Below are 16901 nucleotides of genomic sequence, written 5' to 3'. Positions count from 1 at the left end.
CGCGTTTACCGTATGCCCTACCCTGCCAGCGCGAGTACCGGAGCGGCCAGTGGTCGACCATCTTGTTCCCCCTCGTCACCTGGGGGAACGGGCCGCCGAGGACGTGCCCGGAGCGCTGCGGACTTTCGTCGAGGCCGCCGAAGCCGGCCAGGCGTCCAGCGGCCACCACAATCGCAACCATGTGCTGCCGTTGACGGAGCAGGTCGCCCCTCTGCTGGGCCGTGCCCCGGGGACCTCGGTGATAGTGCGCATCAGGCGATCCGACGCGCTGCCCGTGGTGATCAGGACCTGGCAGGACGAGGCGGCGATCCTCGACGCCGTCCACGGCGCTCTGCCGCACGCACCCGAATGCCTGGTCAAGACGCCGGGTTACGCCGTCCACAGCTATGTGGACGGCGTACCGCTCTCCACCATCTGCGGAAACGGCAAGCCTGTCGACACCCTGCTGGTGAAGGCGCTGGCCGAGCTGCTGGCCCGGACGGCCCAGGTACGGCGCCAGGCGCTGCCGCCGCTGCCCGGCTCCTGGCCCGCCAACCACGGCGACAGCCGGGCGTTCCTGAAGACCCTGGCCCGCTGCGCCGACGAACAGATCCGCAAGCCCAACTGGGGCGAGTTCGGCGGCCTGTTCAAGGCGCTGGGGATCTCCGACGACGCTCTGCTGCGACTGGCCGCGGGCGTGCCCGCGATGACCCGTCGGCCGTACAGCCTCCTGCACGCGGACCTGCACCGGGACAACCTGATCGTGTCCTACGGGGGCGACCCGCCGCTCGTCTGCGTCGACTGGGAGCTGGCCACCTTCGGCGACCCGCTGCACGACCTCGCCACCCACCTGGTGCGCATGCGGTACCCGTACCACCAGTGGGACGAGGTGATCGAGGCGTGGGCCGGCGCCATGGGGAAGCGCAGGCCGGCCGCGGTCAAGGGCCTGTACAAGGACCTTCCTCACTACGTCGACTTCGAGCGGGCGCAGTCCGTCTACCCGGACGTGATGCGAGCGGCGAGGTCGCTCCAGGAATCGTTCACGCAGAAGGGCTGCGACGAGGCGACGGCGGAGGTGCACCGAGCGCTGACAGCGGCGGCGGGACCGTTGCGACTCCGGAGCACGCCGACGCACGACGAGATCGAGCGGGCACTCGTCAGGTGGCTGGCCTCGCGGAGCGACCGGGGCGGCAGCGGGCGGAACTGGCTCATCGACGTCTCCGCCTGGCGGCCGGACCGGCGCCTGCCCGAGAATCCCCGTTTTCCGGCGTCCGCCGTGCGGGAAGCGCTGCTCGCGGAGGGCGCCGCTCCCGCGCACCGGGTGTTCAAGGGAACCGCGCATCTCAACTCCGTGGTCTGGGTCGGCGACATGCCCTACCCCGTGGTCGTGCGCCGCCAGCTGCCCGACGTCTCGCGCCTCGAGCCGAGTTACCTGAGCGAGCACGCCGTCCTGAAGGCGATCCAGGAGTCGGGTGCCCAGGTCGCGGCGCCGCAGGTGCTGGCCCTGGGCGAGAGCTACCGGGGCGACGCCTTCAGCATCCACACCTACGTCGGCACCCGCGTCGACCAGCCGCCGAGCCACCCGGTGAACGGTCTGCTCCCGCACGAGGCTGACGCGCTCGTCGATCAGCTGTGCGAGCTGACCCGGGTGGACCACAGGGCGATCGATCCTCAGGCCGGGGACGTCGACTTCTACGCATGGCTGAAGGAGCAGCTGGTCGGTCTGGTGCGGAACCTGCCCAAGGAGTCGCTGCAACTGGCCCGCACGCTCGGGCTTCCCGACGAGCGGCGGCTGCGGGAGATCCTCTCCCGGCACCGGCTGAGTCACCGGGCGCCCGCCCTGCTGCACGGTGACCTCAACCCGTGGAACCTGGTGCGCCGCAACGACCACCGGGCCCTGACCATCATCGACTGGGAGATGGCCCTGGTCGGCGATCCGCTGTACGACCTGGTCCGGCACATGCACCTGACGCCGATCCGGCCGGAGATCAGGGACCGCATGTTCCGTCGCTGGGAGCGGAACATGCCTGCGGAGTACAGCAGGGACTGGCGGGTGGACTGGCGGGTCTACCGCTGGAGCGAGATCATTCGCTCGGCCTACGTCGATCTCGACCGGCTGGCGACCAGGACGGGCCTGGACGCCCCCAATGTCCGCAGGGCCGTCGACTCCTACGCCGAGACGCTGGCCGCGGCCACCGCCTCCCTCGGCCTTCCGGCCTCCCGAACGGCCAACCCCTACCTCAAGCTGGCCCTGACCCGCGGAAGGTCCTGATCCCGGGCAGTGCGGGGCGCGGACGCCTGCACGGGCGCGGGTTCACCCCCGTCGGGCCTCACGCGTCGGGCCTCACGCGTCGAGCACCACCTTCCCGACCAGTTCCCGCCCCTCGATCGCCGCGTGCGCCGCGGCGGCCTCCGTCAGCGGGAACCGGGCGCCGATCACCGGCCGCAGCCGTCCCGCGGCCGCCTCCGCCAGGACGTGCGCGGTGAGGCGGCGCACCTCGGCCTCGCCGAACTGCACGTCCCCGATCCCGAACAGGGTGACGCCCCGCCGTTCCGCCTCCGCCGCGTCCACCGCCGCGAACCCGCCCGAGGGTGCCCCGTGAGCGGAGAAACGCCCGCCGTCGGCGGTCAACGGGAATGCCGCGAGCCCGAGTTCACCGCCGACACCGTCCAGTACGACATCGGCGGCAGCGGCAGCGGCAGCGGCTTCGGTATCGGCTTCGGCGGTGGTCCCGGCAGTGGCCTCGGTGTCTGCCTCGGTGACGCGGGTGGGCTCCGGCCGTCCCAGGGCCTGCCGCGCCCGCTCCACCCAGTCCGGCTCCGACACGTCCACCACCGCGTCCGCCCCCAGCTCCCGCACCAGCGCCGACTTCCGCGCTCCCCGTGCCGTGGCCACCACCCGGGCGCCCCGGGCGCGGGCCAGCTGGATCAGCAGGGTGCCCATGCCGCCCGAGGCGCCGAGGATCAGGACGCGGTCACCGGGGCCCACGGCGGTGTGTTCCAGCAGACCGGCGGCCGTCACCCCGTCGTGGACGAGTGCCGCGGCCGTGCGCAGGTCCAGGCCGTCCGGGACGGGGGTCGGTGCGGTGACCGGGGCCGTCACGCGCTCGGCGTAGCTGCCGGTCACGAAGGACGTCACCCGGCGGCCCACCCACCCGGCGTCCACGCCCGCGCCGACCGCGGTGACCGTGCCGGCCACGCCGCCACCGGGGACGTAGGGCGGCTCGACGGGGAAGTGGGCGCGGAACAGGCCCGTGCGGACCTGGGTCTCCACGAAGATCGTGTCGGCGTGGGCGACCTCGATCAGGACCTCGCCGGGGCCCGGGACCGGGTCCGGCAGCTCCACCGTCGCCAGGACCTCCGGTCCGCCGAACGCCTTCACCTGTGCTGCTCGCATGACATACCTCCACTGCGGTGCCGTTGAATGCGTGTGCATGGAGTCTTCGACCTCAACCCCGGTTGAGGTCAAGTGGGGTCGAGGGTGAGGCGAGGGCGAGGGCGAGTGCGAGGGCGAGGGCGAGGGCGAGGGCACCGGCACGGGCGAGGGCGAGCGGGGTCGGGTGGCGATGGGGCCCGTAGGCTCGGTCCATGAGCGAGACCGGGCTGCGCGAGCGCAAGCGGCAGCGGATGTACCAGGTCGTGTCGGACATCGCCGTCCGGCTCTTCGTCGAGCGCGGTTTCGACGCGGTGTCCGTCGCCGAGATCGCCGCGGCGGCCGAGATCTCCAAGCCGACCCTGTTCCGGTACTTCCCTGCCAAGGAGGACCTGGTCCTGCACCGGATCGCCGACCACGAGCAGGAGGCGGCCCGGGTGGTCACGGCGGCGCGGGCCGAGGGGGTCGCGCCGCTGCCCGCCCTGCACCGGCACTTCCTCGCCGGGCTGGCGGCCGCCGACCCCGTCACCGGCCTCAACGATCACCCGGACGTGCGAGCCTTCCACGCCATGCTCTACGGCACGCCCTCCCTGGTCGCCCGCCTGTACGGCTACCTGGAGCGCTCGGAGGCGGCCCTCGCCGACGCCCTGGCGGACGAGCTGCCGAACGCCCTCGACGCCCGCCTGGCCGCCGGGCAGATCGTCGCCGTCCGGCGGATCCTCGCCGAGGAGAACTGGCGGCGGATCGCGGAGGGGGAGCGGGTCGAGGACGTGCGGGGGGACGCGGAGGCGGCGGTGGAGCGGGCGTTCGCGGTACTGGGGGCGGGTCTGCCGCGGCTCGGCCGGCCGATGCCCACCGACTGATACTGAGTAAAAAATGTGACTCGGTTACGTTATTCGTTACCCTTCCCGTATGACGACAACCGAGCCGGTCCCCGAGGACGACCCGAAGAGCCCGCCGGATCTCGGCACCGCGTTGCACCACGAACGCGCCCACCACGACAGCTGCCGCGCCGCCCTCGCCGCGATGGTCGAGGGCGCCGACCTCCACGTCGTCACCGGCGAGGACGTCTCCGCCTCCGGCGCCGACGCCGAGGTCCTCGGGTTCCGGCTGCGCAGCCACGCCAAGGCCCTGCACGAACTGCCCGAAGGCCCCCTGTTCTTCGGCCGGCTGGACTTCGCGCACGGCACAGGCGGCGAGCACGAGGGCCTCGCCCACCACATCGGCCGACTCCGCATCAGCGAGCACCCGGCCGCCCCGCCTCTCGTCGTCGACTGGCGCGCCCCCGTCTCCCGCGCCTTCTACCAGGCGAGCGCCCGCGATCCCCAGGGTGTGGCCGTCCGGCGTCGGTTCGGCTGGGCCCCCGGCAGCCGGGGTGACTCCGCCGACCTCACGGGCCTGGAGGACGAGCGCCTCGACGCGGACGGGCCCGTCGACGGCGGGGAGCGGGCCGGGCGTCGCGGGCCGGGCGGGGCGGGGCGGCCGGGCGGGATCGTCGCCCGTGAGATCGAACGGCCCCGCGTCGGTCCCATGCGGGACATCGCCGCGACCATCCAGCCCGAGCAGGACGAACTGGTCCGCGGGGAGCTCGCCGAGTCCGTGTGCGTGCAGGGCGCTCCCGGCACCGGCAAGACCGCCGTGGGCCTGCACCGGGCCGCCTACCTCCTCTACACCCACCCGCGGCGCATCCAGCGCGGCGGACTGCTGATCCTCGGCCCCAACCGCACCTTCCTCTCCTACGTCGCCGAGGTGCTCCCCGCCCTCGGCGAGACCGGCGTACGGCAGTCGACCCTGCACGACGAGATCGCCTGCCGGCCGGCGACCGGGACGGACCCCGACCGGACGGCCGCCGTCAAGCACGACGCCCGGATGGCCGAGGTGCTGCGCCGGGCGGTGTACGGACGGGTGAGGGCCGACCGCGCCGACGACCTCTCCGTCCCCGACGACTCCTACCGCTGGCGGATCGCGGGCGACCGGCTGACGGACATCGTCGCCGGGGTGCTCGCCGAGGAGCCGCCGTACGAGATCGGGCGCGAGCGGGTGCGCAGCCGGATCGTGCGCCGGATCCAGGAGCAGGTGGAACGCCGGAGCGGGCCGCGCCCGGCCTCCTGGACCCGCCGCATCGAACGGGCCCGGCCGGTGAGCGCCTGCGTGGAGGCGCTCTGGCCGAAGCTGCGCCCGGAGGAGGTGCTGGCCCGACTCCTCACGGACGAAAGGGAGTTGGCGCGGGCCGCGGACGGTCTCCTGGACCCCGGCGAGCAGCGGGCCCTGCACTGGCCGCGGCCGCCCCGCTCGCCGAGGTCGGCCCGTTGGTCGCCCGCCGACCTCGTCCTCCTCGACGAGATCGCCGGCCTCCTCGACCATCTCCGGGGCTACGGCCATGTCGTCGTCGACGAGGCCCAGGACCTCTCCCCGATGGAGTGCCGGGCGGTCGCCCGCCGGGTCCGCTTCGGCTCGCTCACCGTCCTCGGCGACCTGGCGCAGGGGACCACCCCCTGGGCGGCGGACTCGTGGCGGGTGCAGATGGCCCACCTGGGCAAGCCGGACGCGACGATCGTCCCGCTGACCACGGGCTTCCGTGTCCCGGCCGCCGTCCTCACCCTCGCGGGCCGCCTGCTCGACCTCCTCGACGCCGATGTGCCGCGGGCCGACTCCCTGCGCCGCGACGGCGAACTGCGCGTCCGGCGAGCCGGGGGCGACCTGCGCTCCGCGGTCGTGGCCGCCGTACGCGACGCACTCCCCCGGGAGGGCTCGATCGGCGTCATCGCCGCGGACCCCCAGGTCGACGGGGTCCGCGAGGCCCTGACCGGGGCCGGCGTCCCCACCTCCGGCCCGGACGATCCGGCCGCCCGGGTGACGGTCGTCGCGGCGACCCTCGTCAAGGGCCTCGAGTACGACCACGTCGTCGCCGTCGAACCGGCGGCCATCGCGCAGTCGGAGCAACGCGGCCTGAACCGGCTCTACGTGGTGCTGACCCGCGCGGTCTCACGACTGGAGGTGGTGCACGAACGGGAGTTGCCGTGGGAGGCGTGAGGAGGGTGGGGCTGTCCTGCCCCGGATACGTGCGGGCGGAGCGAGGCCCTGACCTGCGGTGCCTGGAGTCATCGGGGACGGGCTCCCCGTGCCCGTCCCGGTGGGGTGCGGCATGTGTACTTCGGGCGTATGCCGCACCCTCGGCGGCGAGACCAGCGACGCGAGGGGCTTTCGGCTTTCGGCAAGGCTCGTGGTGGCGGCGCAAGCCCGCACGGCCCGTGGACAACGACCCAGGCCTCGCTCACGTTCGGCGGGAGCCGAGCGTCACGTCGGCGGCGGGGTGAGTTTGGCGGCCACGGCGTCGAGGACCCAGTCCAGGCCGGTCGCGAAGGATTCCTCGGCGTCCAGGTGCGTGCCGTCGTGCACGGCCCTGGCCAGCGCCGGGAAGCGGCCGGTGGCCAACATTCTCGTCAGACGCGGGCCGGAGGCGCGCTGCCAGTCGAGCTTGGACAGGCCCGTGGCGCGCTCGGCCCGCAGGTTCGCGATCTCCCGCCTGATCGCGCCGATGAAGTAGGAGCTGACCGTCTCCACGGCGCGCATGACGGTGTCGACATCGGCGAGGCCGTCGAGGGCGGCCAGCGTGGACTCGGCCACGGCGAGGCCGTTCGGGCCCAGGGCCGGGCGACCGCCGAGCAGGTCGGCCAGCCATTCGTGACGGAGGGCGGCCTGCCTGGTGCGGTGGGCGAGGACGCGCAGCGCCTCCCGCCCGTCACCGGGCTGCTCCTCGGGGCGGATCTCGGCGTGGACCTCGTCCACCATGAGGTCGAACAGCTCCTCCTTGGTGGAGATGTATCTGTACAGCCGCATCGGGCCGGCGTCCAGGCGGGCGGCGACCTTGCGCACGGACACCGCCTCCAGCCCGCCCTCGTCGGCCAGCGCGATGGCGGCGGCGACGATCCGCTCCCGGTCGAGCGGCACGGGTCGAGTCGGCGGCTCCGGCCGGTCCCACACGGTCATGGTCACAGCGTACCGTTGCGATACAGCGTAATGAAGCAATACGGTGTATCGATGAGACATCGCATCGCAGTGGTCGGGAGCGGTCCTGCCGGCCTTGCCTTCGCCCGCGTCCTGCACCGCCATGATCACCCCGTCACCGTCCTCGAACGCGATCCCGCCCCCGACGCCCGCCCCCCGGGTGGCACGCTGGACCTGCACGAAGGGATGGGCCAGCGCGCACTCGACAAGGCGGGGCTGCTGGCGGAGTTCCGGGCGCTGTCTCGTCCCGAGGGGCAGGCCATGCGCATCCTGGACGCGGACGGGACCGTCCTTCGTGACTGGCAGCCCCGTCCGGGCGACCGGGCCAATCCCGAGATCGACCGCGGGCAACTCCGTGACCTGCTGCTCGGCCCTCTGGACGTTCAGTGGGGGCGGGTCGTGACGGAGGTGGTGCCGCAGGGCCGGGACGGCGTGCTGGTCCACTTCGCGGACGGCCGACAGGAGACGTACGACCTCGTGATCGGCGCGGACGGTGCCTGGTCCCGGGTCCGCCCGGCGGTCTCGTCCGTGACGCCGCGGTACACCGGCGTCACCCTGGTAGAGACCTCCCTGGACGACATCGACACCCGCCACCCCGGCCTCGCCCGGCTGGTCGGCGACGGTTCCGTGGCGGTGTACGGCGTGAACCGAGCTCTCGTCGCCCAGCGCAGCAGCGGCGGCCACGTCAAGGTGTACGCCCAGTTCCGCGCGCCACTGGACTGGCACAGGAACCTGGACCTGGCCGACGTCGAGGCCGTGCGATCGAGCCTCCTGGCCCTGTTCGACGGCTGGGCCGCTCCCGTCCTCGACCTCCTCCGCCACGGCACCGCTTTCGTCCACCGCCCCCTCCACGTCCTGCCCGAGTCCCACACCTGGACCCACGTCCTCGGGGTGACGCTGCTGGGCGACGCCGCCCATCTGATGCCCCCGTTGGGGGCGGGCGCGAACCTCGCGATGCTGGAAGGCGCCGAACTCGCCGAGTCCATCGCCGCCGCCCCCGGTCCTGGAGGTCTGGACGAGGCCGTCCGCGCCTTCGAGGAACAGATGTGGGCGCGGGCCGGCAGGTGGGCGAAGATCACGACGGCCGGTCTGGAACGCCTCGTGAGCCCGGACCCCGCCGAAGCCCTCGCCCTCTTCGACCAAGTCCAGTCGTCCTGACCGCCAAGCACGAGAGCACCGGTACGGACAGCACGGACGGCGCGGACGGTTCGCCACGGGCTTGACAGGGGCACCCGGTCCGGAGTGGCGCGGCACACTATTGCAAGCAGGTGCTTGCAATAGTTAGCAAGACTGGTGCACAGTGGAGGCATGGCATCGCTCAACGTCGGCAATCTCGGTGAGTACCTGCGCGAGCAGCGGCGCAACGCGCAGCTGTCGCTCCGGCAACTCGCCGAAGCCGCCGGCGTGTCCAATCCGTACCTGAGCCAGATCGAGCGCGGGCTGCGCAAGCCGAGCGCGGAGGTGCTCCAGCAGGTCGCCAAGGCGCTGCGGATCTCCGCCGAGACGCTGTACGTGCGCGCCGGCATCCTCGACGCGGAACGGGACGGGCAGGAGTACCGGGACGGTGCGACCCGCGCGGTCGTCCTCGCCGACCCCACGCTGACCGAGCAGCAGAAGCAGGTGCTGCTCCAGATCTACGAGTCCTTCCGCAAGGAGAACGGATTCGCGGACGGCGACGGTGCGGCGGGCCCACGGAACCACGAGAGCGACGCCGACCCGCAGCAGACGGCCAGTTGACCGGACCAGGGGACCGGCCGCCCCGCTGCGGACCTGCACGACCCTCAGCCGAAAACGACGTATGTGAATCCGGGAGGACCTTCACCATGGCCATCACCGACGACCTGCGCAAGACCTTCAGCGACCCGACTCCGTTCTACTTCGCCGCGGGCACCGCCGATCTGGCCCTCCAGCAGGCGAAGAAGGTGCCGGGTCTGGTGGAGCAGCTGCGCACCGAGGCCCCGGCGCGTTTCGAGGCCGTCCGCAACACCGACCCCAAGGCCGTGCAGGAGAAGGCCGGCGCCCGCGCCAAGGAGGCGACCGCCAAGGCCAAGGAGGCGCAGGAGACCCTCCAGGCCAAGGTCACCGGCTTCATCAGCAACCTCGACGGGGACATCAAGAAGATCGGCAGCACCCTCGACGCCGACCTGAAGAAGTTCGGCGAGTCCGCCCAGGACTTCGCGCTGCGCGGGGTCGGCGTCGCCGCCGAGTACGCCGTCAGGGCCCGCGAGACGTACGAGAAGGTCGCCGAGCACGGCGAGCAGGCCGTGAAGACCTGGCGCGGCGAGGCCGCCGAGGAGATCGAGGAGCTCGCCATCGCGGTCGAGCCCAAGTCGGAGCCCAAGCCCGCGCCCGTCGTCCAGCCGGTCGTGGTCAAGGACGAGCCGAAGCCCGCCGCGGCCGCGGCGCAGTCCGAGACCGCCGCTGCGAAGAAGCCCGCCGCCGCCGCTGCGAAGAAGGCTCCGCTGCGCAAGCCCGTCGCGAAGAAGACCACGCCGCCGGCCAAGTGAGACCGACGGCCGGGACGGACACGGCGGACAAGGACATACGGTCACGGGCCGGGCACTCATGTGGTGCCCGGCCCGTTGTACGGGTAGCCGGAGCGTGGTTGCGGGTACGGTGACCGCGTAAGGACGAGCGAGTCGAAACGCGTCGAGTCGGGTGGTGGACGTTGTGCTGATCGAAGGCTTCGCCGGGCTGGTGTGGCTGCTCTACCTCGCCATGCTGGTCCTCGCCGTGGTGGCGCTGGTGATGGCCGCTCTGTTCCGTGACGACGCCTACCGGGCCGCCGACAAGCAGAACAAGGGCTTCTGGCTGATCATCCTCGGTGTCACGGTGGCGGTGAACCTCCTGGTGCCGATGCTCTTCCTCCAGCTCGCGGGCCTCGTCGCCACGATCGTCTTCTTCGTGGACGTACGGCCCGCCCTCCGGCAGGTCGGCGGTGGCGGAGGCTGGGGCCGCAGGCGTGGCGGCAGCAGCAGCGACGGCCCGTACGGCCCGTACAACGGCGGCCGCTGACCCCACAGGAACCTTCCACGCCCCGCAGCCCCCACCAGGGGCGCGGGGCGTCGCCCTGTCCGGCTCCGCGGCCGCGCCCGACGACCCGTGGACGACTCGACCCCGGACACCGGAGCTCCGCCTCGCGTCGGGCAGCCGGGCCCGGCGGGCGCTACGGCTACGGGAGCGGTGCGGGGACCCGGTCCAGCAGGACCAGTGCCACGTCGTCCGTCAGCTCGCCGCCGTTGAGCTCGCGGACCTCGTTCACCGCGGCCCGCAGCAGTGCCTCGCCGCTCAGTCCCTCGGAGCGCTGGCGGCGGATCATCTCCACCATGCCGTCCTGGCCCAGCCGTTCCCGGCCCTCGCCGATCCGCCCCTCGATCAGGCCGTCGGTGTACAGCATCAGGCTCCACTCGGCGCCCAGCTCGACCTGCGTCCGCGGCCAGCGGGCGCCCGGCAGCAGGCCGAGGGCGGGGCCGTTGTTGTCGTACGGCAGCAGCCGCGCGGGCCGGTCCGGGCGGGCGATCAGCGGCGCGGGGTGGCCGGCCAGGCACAGGCCCGCCCGGCGGCCGTCGGGCGCGATGTCCACCGTGCACAGCGTCGCGAAGATCTCGTCGTCGTCGCGCTCGTGCTCCAGCACCTGCTGAAGCGTGTTCAGCAGCTCGTCCCCGCACAGGCCCGCCAGCGTCAGCGCCCGCCAGGCGATGCGCAGCTCCACGCCGAGCGCCGCCTCGTCCGGGCCGTGCCCGCAGACGTCGCCGATCATCGCGTGCACGGTGCCGTCGGGCGTGCGGACGGTGTCGTAGAAGTCGCCGCCGAGCAGTGCGCGTGAGCGGCCGGGACGGTAGCGGGCGGCGAAGCGCAGCGGAGAGCCCTCCAGGAGGGGTGTGGGCAGCAGGCCGCGCTCCAGGCGGGCGTTCTCCTGCGCGCGCAGCTTGCCCTCGGCGAGCCGTCGCTCGGCGGTGTCGGAACGTTTCCTCTCCACGGCGTAGCGGATCGCACGGCTCAGCAGCCGGCCGTCCAGCTCGTCCTTGTAGAGGTAGTCCTGGGCGCCCACGCGTACCGCTTCGGCGCCGCGCTCGGCGTCGCCGGACGCGGTGAGCGCGAGCACGGCGTGCCGGGGCGCGAGCTCGAGCACGTGCCGCAGGACGGCGAGCTCGTCGTCGGACCCGCCCGCCCTGCCGGGCGCCGGCAGCGCCAGGTCCAGCAGGATGCAGTGGACGTCATGGGTCAGCAGCCGCTCGGCCTCGGTGAGGTTGCGGGCGGTGCGTACGCGGATCGGCCTGCCGTCCGCGTCGAGCAGGTCGTGGACGATCGGCGCGGCCGTCGGGTCGTCCTCGATGAGCAGCAGGGTGAGCGTGGTGTGGGCGGTGCTCACACCGGTGGCACTGACGCCGGTGGCGCTCACGCTGGTCGTGCTCACGCCGGCGGCACTGACGCTGGTCGTGCTCACGCCGGTGGCGCTCACGCCGGTCGTGCTCACGCCTTGGTGGACGCCGTCGGCGGGCGTCGCGGCGAGCGCGGTGCGCTGAGCGCCGTGGTCGTGCGCGGTGTTGTTCCGGTTCTCGGCCGTGGTCGCCTCGTTGCGAACGGTTTCTTCCTTGGAGGGGCCGCCGACTATGGGCGCGGCCTGCGCCTGACCACTCTCCACGGCCGGGATCGCTCTCTGCCGCGGTACGGGTACGGGCATCGTCTTGAGTTCCTTCCCTCCCCCCGAGGGCATGGTGGGGACGAGGGACCTCGACCCACCGACGGGGACCATAGCGGCAGAAGGCGCCGCAACGGAATGGTGTGAGGCGGGCCGCTTGATCTCTGGCCACCGTCATATGCCGCGTTCTGTCCCGCATTTGGGCAGGGCGGGTCTGGTGCGGGGATGACGAACGTCACGTCCGCGCGGAGTTTGGCGGCGGGGTGGAGGTGGCCTGGGTCACGTGGAGGGCGGCGTCCGAAGGGGCCGCCCGGCCAACGGGTCTCACGCGTCCGGCCGGACCACCCCGAGTATCGGCATCGAGCCCGCCCCCGCGAGCGTGACCGTGCGGCCCGGCCGCGGGGCGTGGATGATCGCGCCGTCGCCCACGTACAACGCGACATGGCTGGCGTCGTCGAAGTAGATGATCAGGTCGCCGGGGCGCATGTCCTCGACGGCGATGTGCGGCAGCTGCTTCCACTGCTCCTGCGAGGTGCGCGGTATCGCCTGCCCGGCGCTCCTCCAGGCCTCGGAGGTCAGTCCGGAGCAGTCGAAGCTGTCCGGGCCCTCCGCGCCCCACACATACGGCTTGCCGATCTGGGCGGTGGCGAACTGCACGGCCCTCTTGCCCTGGACGGACGCCGCGCTGTCGATGTCGTCCAGGATGCCGGTGTCCAGCCAGGCCGTCTGCGCCTCCAGCGCGACCTGCGCCTCCAGTTGTTCGAGGCGCTCCTTCTCCTTCTTCTCGAGCCGGGACTCGAGTTTCTCGGCCGCCGCGATCTGCTTCTCGATCTTCTTCTGGGCCGCGGCCTTCGTCTTGCGGCCCGCCTCCAGCTTCTGCCACTGGGTGGAGGCGTCCTTGGAGTACTGCTCCAAGTCCTCCTGGGTGCGCGCGAGTTCGCTGATCAGGCCCTTGGTCGCGCGCTGCCCCTGGAGTGCCCTGCCCGCGCCGTCGAGGAACTCCGACGGGTCGTCGGTCAGCATCAACTGCGCCTCGTCCGGCAGGCCGCCGGTGCGGTACTGGGCGCGGGCCGCGGCGCCGGCGCGGTCCTTGAGGTCGTCCAGCTTCTCCTGGCCCGCGACGATCTTCTTGGCCAGCTCGACGATCTGCGCGGACTGCTTCTTCGCCGCTTCCTCGGCCGCGTTGTAGGCGTCGGTGGCGACCGCGGCGTCGTGGTAGAGCGCTTCGAGCTTGGTGCGGACGGCCTCCAGGTCCTTGTTGGACGCGGTGGAGGGGAGCGGCGGGGTCGTGGAACTCGTCGACGGCGAGGGTGTGGGGCTCGGGCTGGCGAACGCGGTGCCGGGTGCGCCCAGCACGGTGATCGCACAGACCACCGCCACAGCCGCCGCGAGCAGACCGCGCTTCCCCGTTCCCATACCCCGTCCCCCAACCCCTGATTAACCGTCAGTAACTTACGGTGCCCGGGGGATCGTGCCACGTCACGGCCGAAAACGACAGAGGTGGCGACGGAACGACGGAGCGGCACGGCGACCGAAGCAGTCCTTCCCCTCTTCGCCGCCCCGCCATGACGATCTCCCCGTCAGTGTGACGAACGACTCACGGAGATCGTTCCCGGTGGCCAGGGAGAAGGGAGGGAAAGGCGGTTCAGTCGCCGGCTCGGCTCCGGGGCGCCAACGCCCCCCACCGCACCGTCACTTCCCCCTGCCGCCACCGCGACGGCCCGTCCGTCACCGGCCAGTCGACGGTCAGGTCCCGCACCGTGCGGATCCACCGCTGGCGGGCGCCGTACGACGCGTAGGGCGCGGCGGCGGCCCAGGCGCGGTCGAAGTCGCGCAGGAAGGCGTGCACCGGCTCACCCGGGACATTGCGGTGGATCAGCGCCTTGGGCAGTCGCTCCGCCAGGTCCGAGGGGCGTTCCAGGGAGCCCAGCCGGGTCGCGAAGGTGACCGTGCGCGGCCCCTCCGGTCCGAGCGCGACCCATACGTGCCGACGCCCGATCTCGTCGCAGGTCCCCTCGACGAGCAGACCGCCGCGGGACCCGGTCACCGGATCGGCCGGCGCGAGCCGCGCGCACAGACGCTGCCAGACCGCGGCGACCTCGTCCTCGTCGTACTGCCGCAGCACGTTGGCGGCCCGGACGAGGTGCGGCCGACGGGGCACCGGGATCTCGAACCCGCCGTGCCGGAAGTCCAGTCCCTCGCGCTCGTACGGTTTGGCGGCCGCCACCCGGGCCGGCTCGATCTCGACGCCCACGACACGCGCGCGTGGGGCGACGGAACGCAGCCGCCGCAGCAACTCGACGGCCGTCCAGGGCGCCGCCCCGTACCCGAGGTCGACGGCGAGCGGCTCGGCGGCCCGGCGCAGCTCGGCGCCGTGCGTCGCGGCGATCCAGCGGTCCATGCGGCGCAGCCGGTTGGGATTGGTCGTCCCGCGCGTGACCGTGCCCACGGGGCGGGCGGGGGCGCGGGATGTCATGCCTACGAGGGTAATGCGGCACCTCCTTCAGCCGGCCCGGGATCTCACCTCGTCCGGAGTCTCGGCGTCTCGGCCCGTCCGGCGTTCGAGGACGAGGACGAGGCCGTTTCGGGACCGGAGCGGGGGTCCGGGGGAGGCCGTCCCCAGGGTCGGTACGGGAAGGGGCGGCGGGGGCGGGAGCAGCTCCGGCCGGGCGGCGACGACGCACACCAGTCTCGAACGGTTGAGCGATACGTGGTAATGGCTGAGCAAAAACCGCCCCGTTCCGGAACCTGCCCGGAATGGGAACGCCTTCCTCCGGCGTTGCAGCCCCTTGGAGGGCCCCACACCCTCTTTCCGGCATGCCCGCAGCAAGGAGGAACGCCCCGTGAGCCAGTACACCAACAGGCTCGGGCGTCGCTCTTCGGCGGCACCCTCGCGGCTCAGGCTCCATCGCCGCCCCCGCCGCGTCGCGATGCTCTCCGTGCACACCTCTCCGCTCCACCAGCCCGGCACCGGCGACGCGGGCGGCATGAACGTCTACATCGTCGAGCTCGCGCAGCGCCTCGCCGCGATCAACATCGAGGTCGAGATCTTCACGCGCGCGACCACCGGCGGCCTCCCGCCGACCGTCGAGCTGGCCCCCGGAGTCCTCGTCCGGCATGTCGACGCGGGCCCCTACGAGGGCCTGGCCAAGGAGGACCTCCCGGCGCAGCTGTGCGCCTTCACGCACGGTGTGATGCAGGCCTGGGCCGGTCACCGTCCCGGCTACTACGACCTCGTGCACTCGCACTACTGGCTCTCCGGCCACGTCGGCTGGCTGGCCGCCCAGCGCTGGGGCGCCCCCCTGGTGCACGCCATGCACACCATGGCCAAGGTCAAGAACGCCAACCTGGCCGACGGCGACACCCCCGAGCCCGCCGCCCGCGTCATCGGCGAGACCCAGATCGTCGCCGCCGCCGACCGCCTCATCGCCAACACGGCGGAGGAGGCCGACGAACTCGTCCGGCACTACCACGCAGGCCCCGACAAGGTCGCCGTGGTGCACCCGGGCGTCAACCTCGACCGCTTCACCCCGGCGGACGGCCGAGCCGCCGCCCGCGCCCGTCTGGACCTGCCCCAGGACGCGCTGGTCCCCCTCTTCGCGGGCCGCATCCAGCCCCTGAAGGCTCCGGACGTGCTCCTGCGCGCGGTGGCCGTCCTGCTCGACGAGCGTCCCGAGCTGCGCTCCCGCATCGTCGTGCCGATCGTCGGCGGCCCCAGCGGCAGTGGCCTCGCCAAGCCGGAGGGACTGCAGAAGCTGGCCGCGCGGCTCGGCATCGCGGACGTCGTACGGTTCCGTCCGCCGGTCGGCCAGGACCAGCTCGCGGACTGGTTCCGGGCGGCGTCACTGCTGGTCGTGCCCTCCTACAGCGAGTCCTTCGGGCTCGTCGCCATAGAGGCGCAGGCGGCCGGCACCCCGGTGCTCGCCGCCTCCGTCGGCGGGCTCCCGGTGGCCGTGCGGGACGGCGAGACGGGCTTCCTGGTGCAGGGCCACGATCCGGCCGCCTACGCGCGCGTGCTCGCGCGTTTCGCCGACGGCCCCGACCTCGCCGCCCGGATGGGCGCGGCCGCCACGGCGCACGCCCAGTCCTTCGGCTGGGACACCGCGGCCGCCGCCACCGCCGACGTCTACACGGCCGCGGCCCAGTCGCACCGCCGTCGCGTACGCTCCGAGCATGGGTGACGTGGAGAAGACGGCCGCACAGGTCATCGAGGGTTTCCTGAAGGACGCGGAGCTGGAGTGGGAGAGCCCGGCCCCCGGAAACTACGTCGTCCAGCTCCCCGGCACCCGGAAGCTCAAGACGACCGTCTCCCTCGTCGTCGGCCGCCACTCCCTCTCCCTGAACGCCTTCGTCGTCCGTCATCCCGACGAGAACGAGTCCGGCGTCCACCGCTGGCTTCTGGAACGCAACCTCAAGCTGTACGGCGTGAGTTACGCCGTCGACCGGCTCGGTGACGTCTATGTCACCGCCCGCCTCTCCCTCACCTCGGTCACCGCCGACGAGATCGACCGCCTCATGGGCCAGGTCCTGGAGGCCGCCGACGGTGCCTTCAACACCCTCCTGGAGCTGGGCTTCGCGAGCGCCATCCGCCGGGAGTACGAGTGGCGGGTCTCCCGGGGCGAACCGACGCGCAACCTGGACGCGTTCGCCCATCTGACGCAACGCCCGGCCGACTGACGCCGGCTTGCTGACGCAGGCCGACTGACACCGACCGACCCGGAAGTAGTCAGAAAATCGGCCAGGAAACGATCGGAAAGTGATCAGGAAGCGTCAGGGTCGTTCGGGTCCGGAGTGAGGGCGGTCGGGGTGGCCGGAGCGTCGAGCTGGTCGGCGAAAGCGCGCAGGGCGTAGGCCGGTTCCTGCCCGGTGGCCAACCGGTCCATGCGGCGACGCTGTGCG

16 protein-coding genes are annotated in these 16901 nt (G+C 72.7%); 9 read left to right on the top strand and 7 right to left on the bottom strand.

What is annotated here, in order from left to right:
- The first annotated feature begins 103 nt into the window (after positions 1-103).
- Positions 104-2251 (top strand): aminoglycoside phosphotransferase family protein, encoded by a 2148-nt coding sequence (locus QQM72_RS28975; RefSeq protein ID WP_314223857.1) that lies wholly within the window; start codon positions 104-106, stop codon positions 2249-2251.
- Between the two features lie 72 nt (positions 2252-2323).
- On the opposite strand, the gene QQM72_RS28970 is transcribed toward QQM72_RS28975, so the two are convergent.
- The gene (locus tag QQM72_RS28970; RefSeq protein ID WP_314223787.1) at positions 2324-3376 is read right to left on the bottom strand and encodes a zinc-binding dehydrogenase; all 1053 of its coding nucleotides are present in this window, start codon (positions 3374-3376) and stop codon (positions 2324-2326) included.
- A gap of 52 nt (positions 3377-3428) precedes the next feature.
- Positions 3429-3569, bottom strand: coding sequence for a hypothetical protein (locus QQM72_RS28965; protein WP_314223786.1), 141 nt, complete (start codon positions 3567-3569; stop codon positions 3429-3431).
- Between QQM72_RS28965 and QQM72_RS28955 the strand changes: the two genes are divergently transcribed.
- The gene (locus tag QQM72_RS28955) at positions 3568-4215 is read left to right on the top strand and encodes a TetR family transcriptional regulator (RefSeq protein WP_399078995.1); all 648 of its coding nucleotides are present in this window, start codon (positions 3568-3570) and stop codon (positions 4213-4215) included. The genes QQM72_RS28965 and QQM72_RS28955 overlap by 2 nt on opposite strands.
- A gap of 49 nt (positions 4216-4264) precedes the next feature.
- Complete coding sequence (locus QQM72_RS28950; protein ID WP_314223785.1) at positions 4265-6385, top strand: HelD family protein; 2121 nt, start codon at positions 4265-4267, stop codon at positions 6383-6385.
- 264 nt (positions 6386-6649) lie between these two features.
- Here QQM72_RS28950 and QQM72_RS28945 read toward each other — a convergent pair whose 3' ends face one another.
- On the bottom strand, positions 6650-7342 hold the full coding sequence (locus tag QQM72_RS28945) for a TetR/AcrR family transcriptional regulator (RefSeq protein ID WP_314223784.1): 693 nt from the start codon (positions 7340-7342) through the stop codon (positions 6650-6652).
- Between the two features lie 51 nt (positions 7343-7393).
- Between QQM72_RS28945 and QQM72_RS28940 the strand changes: the two genes are divergently transcribed.
- The 4 genes from QQM72_RS28940 (at position 7394) to QQM72_RS28925 (ending at position 10375) form a co-directional block, all read left to right on the top strand.
- On the top strand, positions 7394-8518 hold the full coding sequence (locus QQM72_RS28940; protein ID WP_314223783.1) for an FAD-dependent oxidoreductase: 1125 nt from the start codon (positions 7394-7396) through the stop codon (positions 8516-8518).
- 150 nt (positions 8519-8668) lie between these two features.
- Positions 8669-9097 (top strand): helix-turn-helix domain-containing protein, encoded by a 429-nt coding sequence (locus tag QQM72_RS28935; RefSeq protein WP_314223782.1) that lies wholly within the window; start codon positions 8669-8671, stop codon positions 9095-9097.
- An 86-nt stretch (positions 9098-9183) separates the two neighbouring features.
- Positions 9184-9867: a hypothetical protein gene (locus QQM72_RS28930; RefSeq protein ID WP_314223781.1), complete on the top strand. Its 684-nt coding sequence runs from the start codon at positions 9184-9186 to the stop codon at positions 9865-9867.
- 163 nt (positions 9868-10030) lie between these two features.
- Positions 10031-10375, top strand: a complete 345-nt coding sequence (locus QQM72_RS28925) for a DUF2516 family protein (RefSeq protein ID WP_028806934.1) — start codon at positions 10031-10033, stop codon at positions 10373-10375.
- Positions 10376-10532: 157 nt separating this feature from the next.
- Here QQM72_RS28925 and QQM72_RS28920 read toward each other — a convergent pair whose 3' ends face one another.
- From QQM72_RS28920 to QQM72_RS28910, 3 genes are all read right to left on the bottom strand, one after another.
- Positions 10533-12044, bottom strand: a complete 1512-nt coding sequence (locus QQM72_RS28920) for a PP2C family protein-serine/threonine phosphatase (RefSeq protein WP_314223780.1) — start codon at positions 12042-12044, stop codon at positions 10533-10535.
- A 282-nt stretch (positions 12045-12326) separates the two neighbouring features.
- Complete coding sequence (locus QQM72_RS28915) at positions 12327-13418, bottom strand: C40 family peptidase (RefSeq protein WP_314223779.1); 1092 nt, start codon at positions 13416-13418, stop codon at positions 12327-12329.
- A 229-nt stretch (positions 13419-13647) separates the two neighbouring features.
- Positions 13648-14478 (bottom strand): class I SAM-dependent methyltransferase, encoded by an 831-nt coding sequence (locus tag QQM72_RS28910; RefSeq protein WP_314223778.1) that lies wholly within the window; start codon positions 14476-14478, stop codon positions 13648-13650.
- Positions 14479-14845: 367 nt separating this feature from the next.
- Here QQM72_RS28910 and mshA point away from each other — a divergent pair, with 367 nt between their 5' ends.
- Both mshA and QQM72_RS28900 read left to right on the top strand, forming a co-directional pair.
- Positions 14846-16183: a D-inositol-3-phosphate glycosyltransferase gene (mshA, locus tag QQM72_RS28905; RefSeq protein WP_314223777.1), complete on the top strand. Its 1338-nt coding sequence runs from the start codon at positions 14846-14848 to the stop codon at positions 16181-16183.
- Positions 16176-16679, top strand: coding sequence for a type III secretion system chaperone family protein (locus QQM72_RS28900; RefSeq protein ID WP_314223776.1), 504 nt, complete (start codon positions 16176-16178; stop codon positions 16677-16679). Before mshA ends, QQM72_RS28900 begins: the two co-directional genes overlap by 8 nt.
- Before the next feature lie 83 nt (positions 16680-16762).
- Here QQM72_RS28900 and QQM72_RS28895 read toward each other — a convergent pair whose 3' ends face one another.
- Positions 16763-16885, bottom strand: a complete 123-nt coding sequence (locus QQM72_RS28895) for a hypothetical protein (protein WP_314223775.1) — start codon at positions 16883-16885, stop codon at positions 16763-16765.
- Positions 16886-16901: the final 16 nt, after the last annotated feature.

The sequence above is a fragment of the Streptomyces zaehneri genome (genome assembly GCF_032248645.1).
GTDB lineage: Bacteria > Actinomycetota > Actinomycetes > Streptomycetales > Streptomycetaceae > Streptomyces > Streptomyces coriariae.
The sequence above is the reverse complement of the archived record's forward strand: the minus strand, read 5'-3'. Positions and strand labels throughout refer to the sequence as shown.

What these genes read in the sequence shown, in the direction of transcription:
- QQM72_RS28970 (WP_314223787.1), bottom strand. Translation starts at nt 3,376, where the DNA reads ATGCGAGCAGCACAGGTGAAGGCGTTCGGCGGACCGGAGGTCCTGGCG.
- QQM72_RS28955 (WP_399078995.1), top strand. Translation starts at nt 3,568, where the DNA reads ATGAGCGAGACCGGGCTGCGCGAGCGCAAGCGGCAGCGGATGTACCAG.
- QQM72_RS28965 (WP_314223786.1), bottom strand. Translation starts at nt 3,569, where the DNA reads ATGGACCGAGCCTACGGGCCCCATCGCCACCCGACCCCGCTCGCCCTC.
- QQM72_RS28950 (WP_314223785.1), top strand. Translation starts at nt 4,265, where the DNA reads ATGACGACAACCGAGCCGGTCCCCGAGGACGACCCGAAGAGCCCGCCG.
- QQM72_RS28945 (WP_314223784.1), bottom strand. Translation starts at nt 7,342, where the DNA reads ATGACCGTGTGGGACCGGCCGGAGCCGCCGACTCGACCCGTGCCGCTC.
- QQM72_RS28940 (WP_314223783.1), top strand. Translation starts at nt 7,394, where the DNA reads ATGAGACATCGCATCGCAGTGGTCGGGAGCGGTCCTGCCGGCCTTGCC.
- QQM72_RS28935 (WP_314223782.1), top strand. Translation starts at nt 8,669, where the DNA reads ATGGCATCGCTCAACGTCGGCAATCTCGGTGAGTACCTGCGCGAGCAG.
- QQM72_RS28930 (WP_314223781.1), top strand. Translation starts at nt 9,184, where the DNA reads ATGGCCATCACCGACGACCTGCGCAAGACCTTCAGCGACCCGACTCCG.
- QQM72_RS28920 (WP_314223780.1), bottom strand. Translation starts at nt 12,044, where the DNA reads ATGCCCGTACCCGTACCGCGGCAGAGAGCGATCCCGGCCGTGGAGAGT.
- QQM72_RS28915 (WP_314223779.1), bottom strand. Translation starts at nt 13,418, where the DNA reads ATGGGAACGGGGAAGCGCGGTCTGCTCGCGGCGGCTGTGGCGGTGGTC.
- QQM72_RS28910 (WP_314223778.1), bottom strand. Translation starts at nt 14,478, where the DNA reads ATGACATCCCGCGCCCCCGCCCGCCCCGTGGGCACGGTCACGCGCGGG.
- QQM72_RS28900 (WP_314223776.1), top strand. Translation starts at nt 16,176, where the DNA reads ATGGGTGACGTGGAGAAGACGGCCGCACAGGTCATCGAGGGTTTCCTG.
- QQM72_RS28895 (WP_314223775.1), bottom strand. Translation starts at nt 16,885, where the DNA reads ATGGACCGGTTGGCCACCGGGCAGGAACCGGCCTACGCCCTGCGCGCT.